Here is a 14,674-nt window from a genome sequence, read left to right as displayed (position 1 = left end):
TAAGGGCAATGTTTTTTAAAATTAAAATTCTATAGGACTAGACGAAGTATCGGGGTTAAGGTTTTCTATACTATCGGCGGCTTTATCTCTGGCTTTTTTGATCTCCGCATTGATTGCACTATCTACCATCCGCTTTGTTGCTGCAGCTTCAGCCAGTTTGCGCTGCCTCGCCAATCTCTCTCGCTCTTGCGCTGTGGTATCAACTACCGATGGGATCGAATCTCTGGTTTGAACAGTTTGCTGTGCCTGTGGTTTGCTTCCAAACTGAGAATAACCCAGAAAAGCAATCAATCCAATAATGGAGATGATCATCAGGATAAAAGCAAAATGAGGTAATAGTATACCATTTTTTTCGGGAACCTGGGCTCTGCTTTCCAGTGCCAATACCTGTTTATGGAGTGATTCGTTTTCCTTTTTGAGCAAATCAATAACCTCATGATCTACGGGTAGCGCATTGCCTGATAAGCTTCCGTTGATTACTGCTTCATGCAAGGCCATTCCATCAGTGTACCTAAACACAGGATCTTTCTGCAGGCATTTTTCGATCAGTTTGAGGAGCCATTCCGGCACCTTCATTTCACGAATTTTCTGTTGCTCGGTCCAGTTTTCGGGTAAGTTTGCCTTGCGTTGGGCAATCACGTCAGGTATTTTACTTTCCATATGACTGATCATTACCGAATTACGTGCTGTATCGCTATTTCCGCTTAGGGGAAAAGGAACCTGGCCACCCAGTAATTCGTATAAGATGATGCCGTAACTGTAAATATCAGTTTGTGGAAGCATTTTTCCTTCATTTTGTTCTGGCGCCATAAACTCCACCGCGCCTGCATACCGGATGCTACTTCTACGCTGCTCCTCACTCATAATGGCGAGTCCAAAATCGAGCAGTACATAGTTCGCCGTGTGCAAATTATATTTAACGTTATTGCTCTTAACATCGCCATGTTTTACACCAAGTTTATGGCAGTGCTCAAGCGCAGCAGCAAGGTGTTGCGCAACTTTTATTACTTCGCTTAGCGTAAATATCTTTTGATGAGGGGGTTGAAGCAGCTCGCAAAGGTCAGGCCCCTCTATGTATTCCATTTCTATAAATGGGAAGGATCCGCTTTCGGTTATGCCAAAACTGAGCATTTTTACAACATTTGGACTAGGATTTTCATTCACCTTGAGCAACTTTGCAACCTCGTTTTCAAAATTGCGGTAATTTTTGTCATCGCGGTCTTCAGTGTATATTGGGGTGGGTATTAATTTCACTGCGGAGTAAATTGCACCGATGCGTTTCCCCTTATATACCGATCCCTGTCCGCCCGTTCGCAGCGCGCCTAAATTCTCCAGTCCTTCTGTAATTGTAAATACTTTACTCATATTTCTCCTAATAACAATTATAGCATTTTTTTGTTGCCAAACAATATTTTTAGTGTGATCAGAGCTTATAAAGCCTTTCCTTTTTTGCCTGGGCTAAGAAAATTTGCACTGTTTCCGACCACCTCCGATTCAAAAGACAAACAGGTTAAAATAATAATCGATTTTGCTAAAATATTATCTGGTTTTCTATCTTCTTTATGAAGCCATTATTGTGCCAGAACCGAGCTGACAACACAACCAGGTGAATTGGTATGGAGTAAAAATAGGTAGGTTAGGACTTTTGTCTACTCATTTCTTGGATTACTGGTAAATGCGTTATTTGTTCAGCAAAATCGATGAGATACAAAAAAAGCCTACAAATGATTTGCAGACTTTTTTTCAGTAATTTATGATACTGATTGAAGTGGAGCCGAAGGGAGTCGAACCCTTGTCCAGTTGTGAGATAAATTATACCTTCTACATGCTTATTTTTCAATTGATTTTCGGGAAATAAACGGGCTGAAAACCGACCTTATTTATAACCTTAGATACTTTATCTCACTTTAAGTCGTATCTCCTTAAAGCCAGCTTTGTTGTTTCGATGCCCCAGATTCTAACCCAACAATGCAGCAGTTAGAGGGACAAAAGCTAAGCTAGTTCTAAACTAGGCAGCTAAGGCGTAAGTATTTTCGCCAACTAAAATTTGATCGTTCACTTTAAGTGCTCTCCGAACAACGCACTGCATGCTAACATAACTTTCGCCACCCCGTCAAATCCAAGAACGGCCCCAGTGAAAGTTTTCTGGTACAAATATCAGACCACAAATATACGAAAAAATTGTATAAAATCACAATTCATCTCCTCTACCCGATAAGGGCATGTTCCAGATCAACCTTAATTTGATTGGTACAAAATTGGAAAAGCATTGTAATACCCCTCCCCTATTAAAAAACAGTGCCAATTTTTCTGTTTAGTAAGAAAACCTGGGAAAACCCACAGCGACAATCCTCTTTTTGTCTTTAAATTTTGGGCGTTGGTCGATTAGCTTCCCAGGCTGGTATAATGCAACGATTTGTGCTGCAACGTTTGCCATATCTGCACGTCTTAATATCAGAACAATCAATAAAACATTATAAAAAATTAAAACTTAAAGCATATGAAAACTTTACTTAAAACATTATTCGCATCATCTTTAGCATTAGTATTATCTACTTCAGCCGTATTATCGGTTCATGCAACTGAAAACATCAAACCTATCCATGCTTCAAAAGCATTGAACTTCAAACGCATTAAAGTAAAAGGAAATGTAGAGCTGACCATTGTACAGGGAAAACGTACGGGCATTAGTTATGCAGATGAAAACACCGGGAAAGTTAAGGTGATGCAAAGTGGAGATGGTTTAGAAATTACCGCTCTGGATAACAGCACCGCGAAACTGACCATTTATGTAAATGATATTTACCGAATCCAAGCCATGGATAATGCGAAAGTAAAAACACAAGGTAAAATCAATACACAATTTCTACAGGTTTTTCTGAGTGGAAATGCATCCTTAAACTTAAATTCACAAACTGAAGGATTGTATACCGTGATTGAAGATCATGCCGACTTAACCTTAAGCGGCTCAACCGGTGACCACATGTTAGTAATGGGGACACAACAAAAGCTAACGATAGACAAATTTGTTGCAGCCAATACCAAAACCAGCTTACACACGGAGGATGCATTAGCCTCACTTCACAAATAAAAAAGGTTTATACTTTAATTCAGGCGGTCTGTTTACAGGCCGCCTTTTTATTGGTCAAGAAATTCGAACACTTGGCATAATTGAAGAGTATCTGTTCCTTAAAGGAGTCGTCGAGCCTGTATCAGAAATGATTTTGGAAATTTTTGGCAGAATAATATTTTGAAAGGTCGTCATTCCGTGAAAACGGGAACCTTAATACGATTTAACGGCAAATAAGCAAGTCCCTACCAAGTCATTAAGATGCCCAGTCAAGCTGAGCATGACGACACCGCCAAATTGCAAGATTGTTAAACATTTCTGCTATAAAACTAAACAATTTGCGCAACCCTAAATAGATGCATCAGTTATCTTTAAGAAGTCTGCTTAACGCTCCATATAAAGACTAAAGCGTACGAAACCACTTAATTAACCAAATATGATGAAATTCAAATTAATGATAATGACTTTGGGAGCAAGCCTTAGCTTTGGCATATGCCAGGCTCAAAACAACCCAGACACAATTAAAGACGACTTCAAACCATCTGCAACGAATCAGCCCGGCCAGGAGTTTCCGCAGGTTAATTCGCAAGGCTACGCCAGATTCCGCATTAAAGCTCCTCAATCAGACAGTATCAGGGTAAGCCTCGGTCTTGGCGGCCAGGGCGGAACCAAACTCACTAAAACAGCCGATGGATTTTTTATCGGTACCACCACCGGAGCAATGGACGAAGGTTTCCACTATTATCACCTGACTATTGATGGTGGCGTATTTAATGACCCCGGTGCAATGAACTATTTTGGTTCATCACGCTGGGAAAGCCGAATTGAAATTCCTGCGAAGGATGAAGATTTTTACGCCAATAAAAATGTGGCCCATGGCAATGTGCAGCAAATACTTTTTCCATCAAAGAGTACCCATTCATCACGCAGGGCATACGTTTATACCCCACCAGGTTATGGCAAAGATAAACAACGTTTTCCGGTGTTGTATCTTCAACATGGATGGGGCGAAGATGAAACGGCCTGGACTAATCAGGGCCGGGCGAACCTCATTATGGACAACCTGATTGCGGAAGGAAAAATTAAGCCATTTATCATTGTGATGACCTACGGAATGACCAATGAAACCAAATGGGGGCGCATGAAAGACTTTAAGATTGATGGTTTTCAAACCTTACTAACTGAAGAGCTGATCCCGTATATAGACAACAACTTTTCAACAATAAAAACCTCAAATGGCCGCGCGATGGCGGGACTGTCGATGGGTGGCATGGAAACACACACCATTACGCTTAACAGACCCGAGCTTTTTGGCTCTTATGCGCTATTGAGTGGCGGAACATTCAACCCGGATGAACTGAAAGATAAACCGAAACCCAAATTGATTTTTATCAGCTGCGGAAGCAAGGAACGTCCTGAAGGTGTAAAAAATGCTGTGGCGACGTTAAAAGAGGCTGGTTATCATGCAGTTTCTTATGTTTCGGAAAATACTGGTCACGAATTTCAGACCTGGCGCCGCAGCCTGCGTGAACTTGCTCCCTTATTGTTTAACTAAATATAGACTATTCCAGCAACCAGGCTAATGGCTATAAAAACCATTAGTCTTATTTAATATTAATATTGAGCATGATAGCTAAAAATACTATTTTTCTCTTTGCAGGCTGTTTATTGAGCCAGTTATGTTTAGCCCAAACTGAACTTAAACCTGATTTAAAAGTATTTAAACCAGCTGAAAGCAATCAGCCAGGCAAATTATTTCCTCAGGTAAATAGGCAAGGCAAAGTGAAGGCAAGCATTTATGCGCCCAATGCAGCTAAAGTCCAATTGGATCTGGGTGGAAAAAAATATGAGATGATCAAAAATGAGGCTGGCCTCTGGACAGGTGAATCAGAACCACAGGACGAAGGTTTTCATTACTACCAGCTAAACGTGGATGGCGCCGCAATTCCAGATCCTAATAGTCGTTATTTCTATGGTGCCGGAAGGTTAGGCAGCGGCATCGAAGTTCCGGCTGATGACGAAGCATTTTATGCTTTGCAAAATGTACCCCATGGTCTGGTAAGCGAAAACATTTATTATTCTGAATTGAGTAAAACCTGGAGACGGTGTTTCATCTACATACCGGCGAGTTATTACGAGAACAACAAATCGCGCTTCCCTGTCCTTTACCTGCAACATGGAAGCTTTGAAGATGAAACGGGCTGGATGAATCAGGGAAAAGCAAATTTAATCCTGGATAATTTAATTGCGGAGAATAAGGCTAAACCAATGATCATCGTTGCGGATAATGGCTATGCATTTAAACCAGGAGATAATAAAACTCCTCAAAAAGGACAGGGCATTTCAATTTTTGAAGATGTATTGATTGACGAAGTTATCCCTATGATTGATAAACGCTTCCGCACCCTGGCCGACCGGGAACACCGGGCTATTGCCGGACTTTCAATGGGTGCGAATCAAACGATGCGCATCGTGATGAAAAATCTGGATAAGTTCGCTTATTATGGCGGCTTTAGCGGCACCTCAAACTATCCCAATACCGATATAATCGATCCGAATGTATTTATGGATGGAAAATTTAAAAATGGTAATGAAGTAAACCATAAGCTTAAGCTACTTTGGCTTGGGCTGGGCACCAAAGAACCTGCACCCTTTCCTAAATCTGTTGGTGCATTTAAGGCAATGTTAGATCAGCAGGGAATTAAGTATACTTATTATGAATCTTCGAAAACAGCGCATGAATGGCTTACCTGGCGACGCAGTTTGCAAAATTTTGCGCCTTTGTTATTTAGATAGGATAACCTGAGTTCGATAATTGAAAATATATTCTGGGTATCCTTAACCAAATTTTCAGGTTTAAGTGGGCGTCACCCTGAATTTATTTCAGGGTCTTACTGCGGATAACCTGAATCCTCTTATTAATTCAGTTTTTGAATGGCACCTTTAAGATATTTATTCCAGGGTCTTTACTGCTAGTAAGATGCTGAAATAAATTCAGCATGACGAATGGAAAATAAAAACGTACATAACGCAATGACGAAATCAAGCCTCACAATCATGTTAAATCATCCCCAATAACTATCTGATAACCTCATTTTCTATTGGTCCTAGGTAACTAGATGGTAATTTATCTTTATAAATGATTATCTTTTCCAAAACCACTGCCGGATCAACCATCCATATTTTTACGGTATGCTTGCCAGGGGTTTTAAAAGAATGTGAAGAAGTAAGCGTTCTGGCATTATCCTTTACCGCGTTTGCCCAACTGGCATCAGATCCTGAAGCGCTGGGTTTGGCTATAATGGTCAGGATTTGAGGCGCCGCGCCATCTACAGAAATTCCAACCCTTAAACCTTCGGGCGAGAAATTTACTGTTGGCCCCACTACCAAATCAATTTGAACCTCACTGCTTTCAGCAAAGAAAACAGGGTATTCCAATGTAGGGGAACCAGGTTGATCTAGCGAAGCAGAAGTAACCGGAAAAACCGACATACCTGATTTTCCCCTTCCATAACCGGGTATCGCCTCCCAGCTAACCCCATTCCTGGATACTTTCCTGCCTACCTGGAAAGCCTCAAATGCAATCGGTGATCCTAAACTGGCAAAGGTTCCTTTTGCTTCAGCCAACTGTTTTGGAGTTGCTTTATTGGCTATCACATTAATCATCACCAGGGTCGCGTCGACAGAGATCTGAATTTTACCCCGATGTTTTCCACTGCCGAGTTTAGTCCAGTCAACATCTACCAGTACGCGGTAATCATTTGTACCTGGAATATTTTCCTTTTTCAAACGAATCCAGTGATCGGCTTTTAGTTGGAAATTGATTGGCGCAGCCCCCTTCGTAAAAACTTCGAAATAAGACTGCGATTTATTTAAAGATTCGAACTGCGGAAGCGTAGGCACCGGAATAGTTGATGATGATGGCCAGCTGGCAGATGAACCATCTACAGCAACGCCAAAGCCTGATTTGGAAGGTATACTGATTTCATCTACTCTTGGCATGATATTATTTTTCGGGTCATTCCAGCTCGTATACCCAATCCTCACCTGATCCATCATATGGTTCCATTTACCGCCTGCCAGCTGGCGGTTATATTCATCACTAAGCTGTTGATCCTTTTTGAAAAGATCAAACGCAAGAGTTCGCTGAAGATTGGTAGCCGCCCTACCCTGCTTAAAATATAGTCTGTTTTTACCAACAGTGATATATAAATCAGTAACTGTTTTCATCGCCTGGATGGGATAATATACCAACTGATAAAATGCATCTTTGTATTGCTGAGGCAACTTCCCATTTACCTTTGCCGCCCTGGTGTTTAATGCGCTCCATTCCATGCTTACGCGCTGCGCTTCGTTGAAATTGATCAGGCTAAAAGTTTCCGGACTTAACAGTTCAGGCTTGCGTCTTGTAGTATATTTAGAGTATAAGCGCACTAAATCTGCAATTTCTTTTGCCTGGCCGGTTCCAAATTCGCGTGTTGCCCAATGCTCAAGAAAACCTGACAGCTTTTCGCGGTTCATCGCTTTGGGGTTCCAGGCCATCCGCAAAAAGAACTCTATGGGAATCTCCATGGGTTTCAGGTCTCCAACATTGACCACCCAAATCCGGTCGGCACCATATTGATAAGCTAAATTCATCTGCTCCCAAACTTTTGGCAGGGAAGTGGTATTTAGCCATTTATAATTTCGGGGTGCACCAACGTAATCAAAATGATAATATATTCCCGATCCACCGCTCCGTTTGCGCTCCTGTGCAGTAGGCAAATGCCGTAGGTTGCCCCAGTTGTCATCAGCCCACAATAAGGTAATATCATCAGGAACTTTCATTCCGAAATCGTAATAGTCTTTTACTTCTTTATATAAAGCCCAAAGCTGTGGAATTCTTTCTACAGCCTGGTCCATATTTTGAGCAAGAATTTTGCGCTGATCAGTGATGATATTCTCCAGCAGCTTCACATTAGCTGCCATATCACCGCCTTCAACCATGGGTTCATCTCCATCTCCACGCATGCCCATAGTTACCAGGCTTTCATAATTTTTATTTCTTTTAATGCCCTCCTGCCAGAAAGCATTTAGCCCCTGCGGGTTTGTCGCATAATTCCAGGCACCAACCCCGTGTTTTTTCCATTCCTGTTGCGCACGGATCATTGGTTCATGGTGGGAAGTGCCCATTACAATACCGTATTCATCGGCTAAACGCGGATTGTCAGGATCATCCTCATTAAATGCATTACTCCACATGGCTGGCCAAAGGTAATTGGCCCTGAGGCGAAGCAACAGCTCAAACATATGGGCATACATCTTACTGTTCATCCCACCAAATTTCTCCTTGGCCCAACCCGTCATGGCCGGCGCTTCATCATTAATAAATATGCCGCGGTACTTTACTGCCGGTTCTCCTGAACTGTATGTTCCGGAAACTGCAAATGCACTTTTGCGGGTTTTGGGCGGAACATCGGCCCACCAATACCATGGCGATACGCCTAACTGTTCTGATAGTTCATAGATGCCGTATATGGTTCCTCGTTTATCGCTTCCTGCAATAACCAAAGCATGATCAACGCCAGGAAATGGATTTTTAACAGTCGATATGATAAAACTTTCCCACTTACCTGAAATGGCGGCATTGTTAAGCTTGCCTGATGAAACCAACTGATCAATAAGTTTGCTTTTGCCCAGGGTCCCAATCAAAATGACAGCTTTCTCTGAAGGGTTAACGTTTTTCAATTGTGGCTTGAGGCCTGATACGCTAAAAAAATCCTGACTTAAATCGCGAATTCCCCTGATTACACCTTTATAATCATTATCATCATAAAAAATATTTGCTACTTTCCCCTCTGCTATCAATGCAAAATCATCTTTACTTGTTCTGGTTTCCTGAATAAATTGCTTGTCCAAACCCAAACTTACCTGGGCTTTCGTATAATTAACCCAAAAGGAAAAAAGAATCAATAGTATAGAGAAAATCTTGCTTTTTTTAAAAGAATTTACTGGCATTAGGGAAATAATTAGGTTGTTTATCGTTATTTAAGGTTTGGAAATATATTTTAGCTATGAAAACCATGGTTTGGCTGTCGGATTCCCTTATTCTCGCCCAGGATAACCCCATGATCAATTTTAGGGTTTAAAAAACGAATGAGCGACATCAATTGACGCCGCCCACCCAACTAAACCAAAGTAATTTTAATAACCAGGATTCTGGTAAGCCTTTTTTTCATCTGCACTCATCTGCATTCCATCTATTTGCGCCTGAGGAATAGGACGTAAATATAAGTTAGGCGTAATGGTACGGGTTACGGTTTGTGGTGTATGATCGCCGTAGGTAGTTCCGGCTATGGTATAGGTAGCAGCAAGTTCGCCCCATTTTTGGGTACGGATCAAATCATACCTGCGGTAACCTTCGGCATAATACTCTCTTGAGCGTTCGGCCAAAATATAATTAATATCTATTGTAGCAGGTGTAGCCGCAACCATGGCTGCACTGTTGTCTGCAACTTTAACTACATTCCCATTGTTATCGAAACGCCATTTACCGGCTCTTGCACGAATTACATTGATGAGTTCACGGGCGCTTTTGCCAGCTTTAGTTGTGGCTCCTTTCACCGCTGCTTCTGCTGCAATAAAATAAAGCTCAGAGAATTTAGCTACCGGATAAGGACGTGTACTACCTGCGTTTGGTTGTCCTAAACCTGTGCCATTATCGGTACGGTATGGGCCTAATTTCCAAAGCCCCGGATAAACGATTCTGCTGATTCCACCAGGAGCAATCACATAATCAGCTCTTCCAGGTAAAGTACCTGCACCTACACCACTTATTCCAGAACCTGTTGGGTAAGCAATTGTAGGATCATCTGCATTTAGAAAGCTAAGTACGGCATCTCCGGGTATAATCGATAATCCATTTGCGTTAACCAATGATGTTGGCGCACTCGAAGGCGGGTTGTAACCCTTAGGCCAGTTACCTCTGTAAACCGTAGTGAAAGTACCATCATATCTCGAATCGAGCGTTTTATCGGCAAAGGTATTTTTCAATACTTCAATTGTTGGCGCCATACGGTTCCACGGACGGCCTAAATGCTGCTCGGCCTCACGTTGAACGGAACTAATGCCTCCACTGCGGATATTGGTATAATTCCAGGTCATCATCCAGCCTGAAAAATTATCAGGCGCACCACCGCTTCCAAAGGTTAGGCTACCGCCATTAAATTTTTCACTCGTTTGGGTATGATCAGCATATAATAATGTTTCTTTGTTGCGATCATTCACCGCCCAATTTACGTCATAATACGTATCCATCAGCCCAAATGTGCTTGGGTTTTCAATAGCTGCAGTAGCAACATCATAAGCCTGTTGAAAATAGTAATTGGCATCGTGCCCGTCAGGGTCTGTTCTTGGAGATGCGGGATAGGTTGGAATATTATTAGGATTTTGCAACCACCATGCATAAGTTAAATAAGCTTTTGATAAAAATAGCTGTGCGGCGACCTTAGTTACCCCACCGGTAACCCTTCCTGTTGTAGGCAAGTCGGCAACAGCTTTGATCAGATCGGGAAACACAGCTTTGGTATAAACCACCGGTACGGTATTTCTTACTGAAGTTCTTGACGGATTGGTATTGAATTTTAATTCTCCTGCCCCTAAATCGAGCGGGACACCACCAAAAGTTTGCACCAACAGAAAATAATCGAATGCCCGGAAAAACCTGGCTTCCGCCACCAATGCATTTGAAATCCCCGCTGAACTGGCGTTTTCAATAATGCCACTAGCGTTGTTAATATTTGGAAATGCTTCACTCCACAATATACTGCTCGGAAAACTTGTTGATAAGATTGAACCCACTCCAGAGCAGTCCATATCTTTAAAGTTTCCATCAGCGTCTTTGCCCCAGGTGGCCTCATCGGTACCGGTGATTAAAGAATTGTAAAAATAAGCCTGACCATAAATGTTTCTTAAGTGGGCATACATAGAAGTTAATCCCCCATTTACACCCGTTACCGTTTTAAAATAATCAGGTGTAAAGGTGCTGCGTGGTTCTTCTTCTAAAATTTTGGAACAACCTGAAATGATTACCGTGAATAACCAAATAGCTGCTACGGCTTTTAATTGTATATTTTTCATATCCTATTTATACTAAAATGTTAAATTAAGGCCAGCAACGTAATTGCGTGTTGAAGGCGTATTGGTACCAACAGTTAAAATTCTTCTCTGATAAGCGGTGTTAACGGCCTGGTTTTCGTCACCATATGAATTGGTTTCCGGATCCATGCCAGACTCCCTGTGATAAGGAGAAAACATCACAAATGGATTTTGTACAGTTAAATACATGCGCAGCCTTACATTTGAATTTTTAATCAGATCCCTGTTAAAATCATAACCAAGAGAAATGGTCCTTATTTTAAGGAATGAGGCATCAAAATAGCCCAGCGTGCTTCCGTATTTAGGGTTATCGCCACTGGCAATACCACCCGGTTTAGGATACTTTGCATCTGTATGATCAGGTGTCCAGTAATCTACCTTAACATTATTTCTACGTCCTGTTAGTAAATTCAGATATCCTGACGAGCCATATAGTGTACTTAACAATGTTCCACCGCTTTTGAAAAGCCCCACAACATTTAGGTCAAAGCCTTTGTAGGCCACCCTGGTATTAAAACCGCCGGTAAACTTTGGATCAATATCGATAATTTGTCTGTCAGCGGCACCTATGGCCCTCGTTGGAGCACCGTTTGCATCATAGTCTCCAGTGTATTTAACTTTGATCATCCCCACATTGCCGCCTGGTTCAAGCACATTTAGATAAGGATCTCCCGCCTGCCATAACCCTATTTTTTCGTAGTCATAAATGGCATTGATATTATGGCCTACAAACCATGCATTTCCTTCATCTCTGGTTTGTCCCGAAGCCAGCGCAGTTAATTTGTTCCTGTTTGCCGTAATATTGAAACCTACATCCCAGCTCCATCCACCCTGATTATCAAGGATTATCCCATTAACACTCAACTCCCAGCCTTTATTCTGGGTTTGACCGATGTTAGCCGTATAACTGCCTACGCCCGCAGTTGACGGTAAGGCCACGCTAAGTAAGATATCTTTGGTTTTAGTGTCATAGTATTCAAATGTACCGGAAATGCGGTTTTTTAAGATGGAGAAATCCAAACCATAATTCCAGGTTTCAGAATATTCCCAGCCTAAGCCAGGGCTTGGAAGCTGGGATACGTAATATCCTGTTGCATAAGTATTATCGCCGAAATTATAGGGGCGGGTATTTAATAGTCCCAGTGTTTGATATGGAGCAACAGCCTGATTGGAAGTTTGCCCGTAACCTACACGCATTTTTAATTTATCAATTGCAGTAACATCTTTCATAAAAGATTCATTCATGATGTTCCACCCCACAGAAACAGCCGGGTAGGTATGCCATTTGTGTCCTGGTGCCAAACGCGATGAGGCATCTGACCGAAGGGTTGCACTTAACAAGTACTTATTATCATATGAATACATGATCCTTCCCATATAAGAAATCAACCCGGTAAGGGTATAGAGCGGATTTTGAGGCGTACCGCTACCGATCGTGATCTCGCCGTTGGCCTGCCCAAGATTATAAAACTGGAAGGCTTCCGAAGGGATATCCCTTGCTGTCATCGAAGAAGAATTGAATTTATTTTGTTCTGCAGAATATAAAGCAACGGCATTGAAAGTATGTTTTCCAAAACTGCGATCGTATGTCAGTAAATTTTCTAATGTCCAGTGGTAGGTTTGTGAATTGCTGACTCCAGCGGTAGAAGGTGTAGTAGCAGTGGTATTGCCCACCCCAACACCAGTGAAGTTACCGTTATTACTCTGTATAAAATCAAGGCCCAGGTTGGCACGGTATTTTAACCCTTCAACCCAGGGAATTTTAATCTCACCGTAAAATGAATTATAGGTAGCAAAGCCACGTGTCTCATTTAACCATTTGTCGTGCAAATCCTTTACAAGGCCATTGGTGTAAACAAAAGATTCATCTTGTGGCATTCTGATGGTGCGTTTTAAACTACCATCTGCATTATACGGATTTGATATAGGGGTATTACTCAAGTTGCCATAAATACCTACCTGATTGCCCTCACTGATATTGTAATTATTATTAGTGGTAAATCCAACACGGAAAAGCTTGCCGATTTGCTGATCAAGCGATGCTTTCATTGAATACCTTGTATATTGTTGTGTAGGAATTAAACTCTGGTTTTTATAATACCCTCCACCAAAACTATAGCTACTGGTTGCTGAACCACCGGTAACACCTAAATCATGACTGGTTACAATAGCGCTTTTATTGTAAAACAGATCCTGCCAGTCGGTGTTTACATCATTGGATTCATCAACACCAAGCGTAGTAAATAGCCCCGCCGCTTTCCGTAATGCAACAAATTCAGGTCCGTTCATCATCGGATATTTTGCAAACAAAGTTTGCAGACCCGTATAGGTATTGTAGGAGATTTTGGCTGGTGCACCAATCTGTCCCCTATTGGTCGTTAATAAGATTACCCCATTGGCACCTCTGGAACCGTAAATAGCTGTCGCAGAGGCATCTTTCAAGATATCAATACTTTTAATATCGTTGGGGTTAATGTCGCCGATTGAGCCGGGAAACGGAATTCCATCCAATACCACAAGCGGATCATTACTTGCTGAAAGTGAACGCTGACCACGGATCAGGATTTGCATGGTAGCACCTGGTTTAGTTGATGTTTGCGAAATATTCACACCTGCCAAACGTCCCTGGATGGCCTGAGCAATATTGGGTGCCGGTACTTCACGAATTTTTTCACCTCCGATTGAAGCTACAGAACCGGTAACTGCTTCTTTGCGTTGGGTACCATAACCCACCACAACCACCTGGCCCAGCTCTGCTGCGCTTGGCTGGAGGGTTACATTTATGGTGCTCTGACCTTTCACCACAATCTCTTTATTGGTATAACCTACGTAAGAAAATACCAGAATTGGGTTGGCCCCAGTGGTGGTAATGGAAAAACTTCCGTTTTCCTGGGATGAAGTACTGGTATTGGTTCCTTTTAAAACAACGCCTACACCTGGCAATGGTTTACCTTGTTCATCAACAATCTTTCCTTTCACTACAGTTTGTGCCTGTACAATAAAAGCCGAAAATATCAGTGTTGCCATTAACATCACTTTGGGGAGATACCTGAAAAATTTCCATCGCGATGTTATAGAAAATTGTAAAATTTCACTTCTCATAATAAATGGTTTATAAAGGTTAAAGAATAAGAAAAGACCAGCTGTTATTTGGAAAATCAGCAAGTACATGTTTACATCACGCACCAAAAATTAATGAGCAATATCTTGCTGGTTCAATTCAGATTTATTCTGCGATAAAGATATTTGGATTGCTCATCTGCTTATGATTTGATTGTACATATTAATAGAATAAATGTTCAAATCGAAAAGACGCTATGATTAAATTATCAATACAAAATGAAACTACAAAAGATGTTATCTGTAAGACAAATTTTAATTATCAGAATAAAAATACACGTTTTTAAGAATTAAAAATTTGATCTGAAAACGGCTTCCAAATACCACTAAATGCACATTTTTAACTAA

Annotated in this window: 7 protein-coding genes and 1 other RNA gene; 3 read left to right on the top strand and 5 right to left on the bottom strand. The window is 41.5% G+C overall.

Translation table 11 applies throughout. The features are described from left to right. Window positions 1-21 precede the first annotated feature (21 nt). Both PGN18_RS11280 and ssrA read right to left on the bottom strand, forming a co-directional pair. Window positions 22-1,365 (bottom strand): serine/threonine-protein kinase, encoded by a 1,344-nt coding sequence (locus PGN18_RS11280; protein ID WP_335319594.1) that lies wholly within the window; start codon window positions 1,363-1,365, stop codon window positions 22-24. Window positions 1,366-1,766: 401 nt separating this feature from the next. After that, window positions 1,767-2,133, bottom strand: a transfer-messenger RNA (tmRNA) gene (gene ssrA, locus PGN18_RS11275). Between the two features lie 367 nt (window positions 2,134-2,500). Between ssrA and PGN18_RS11270 the strand changes: the two genes are divergently transcribed. The 3 genes from PGN18_RS11270 to PGN18_RS11260 all read left to right on the top strand — a co-directional run bounded on the left by PGN18_RS11270 (window position 2,501) and on the right by PGN18_RS11260 (window position 5,866). Beyond that, entirely contained in the window at window positions 2,501-3,091 is a 591-nt protein-coding gene (locus PGN18_RS11270; protein ID WP_335319593.1) for a GIN domain-containing protein, read from the top strand. A 415-nt stretch (window positions 3,092-3,506) separates the two neighbouring features. Then, entirely contained in the window at window positions 3,507-4,625 is a 1,119-nt protein-coding gene (locus tag PGN18_RS11265; RefSeq protein WP_335319592.1) for an alpha/beta hydrolase-fold protein, read from the top strand. Window positions 4,626-4,696: 71 nt separating this feature from the next. Beyond that, entirely contained in the window at window positions 4,697-5,866 is a 1,170-nt protein-coding gene (locus PGN18_RS11260) for an alpha/beta hydrolase-fold protein (protein ID WP_335319591.1), read from the top strand. Window positions 5,867-6,148: 282 nt separating this feature from the next. Here the strand turns inward: PGN18_RS11260 and PGN18_RS11255 are convergent, their stop codons facing one another. The 3 genes from PGN18_RS11255 to PGN18_RS11245 form a co-directional block, all read right to left on the bottom strand. Continuing rightward, a complete protein-coding gene (locus PGN18_RS11255; protein WP_335319590.1) occupies window positions 6,149-9,067 on the bottom strand; it encodes a glycosyl hydrolase 115 family protein in 2,919 nt (972 codons plus the stop codon). Between the two features lie 186 nt (window positions 9,068-9,253). Further along, complete coding sequence (locus PGN18_RS11250) at window positions 9,254-11,188, bottom strand: RagB/SusD family nutrient uptake outer membrane protein (protein WP_335319589.1); 1,935 nt, start codon at window positions 11,186-11,188, stop codon at window positions 9,254-9,256. 12 nt (window positions 11,189-11,200) lie between these two features. Next, entirely contained in the window at window positions 11,201-14,233 is a 3,033-nt protein-coding gene (locus PGN18_RS11245; RefSeq protein ID WP_335319588.1) for a SusC/RagA family TonB-linked outer membrane protein, read from the bottom strand. Window positions 14,234-14,674: the final 441 nt, after the last annotated feature.

The sequence above is a fragment of the Pedobacter terrae genome, from assembly GCF_036946585.1.
In the GTDB taxonomy this organism is placed as follows: domain Bacteria; phylum Bacteroidota; class Bacteroidia; order Sphingobacteriales; family Sphingobacteriaceae; genus Pedobacter; species Pedobacter terrae_C.
The sequence above is the reverse complement of the archived record's forward strand: the minus strand, read 5'-3'. Positions and strand labels throughout refer to the sequence as shown.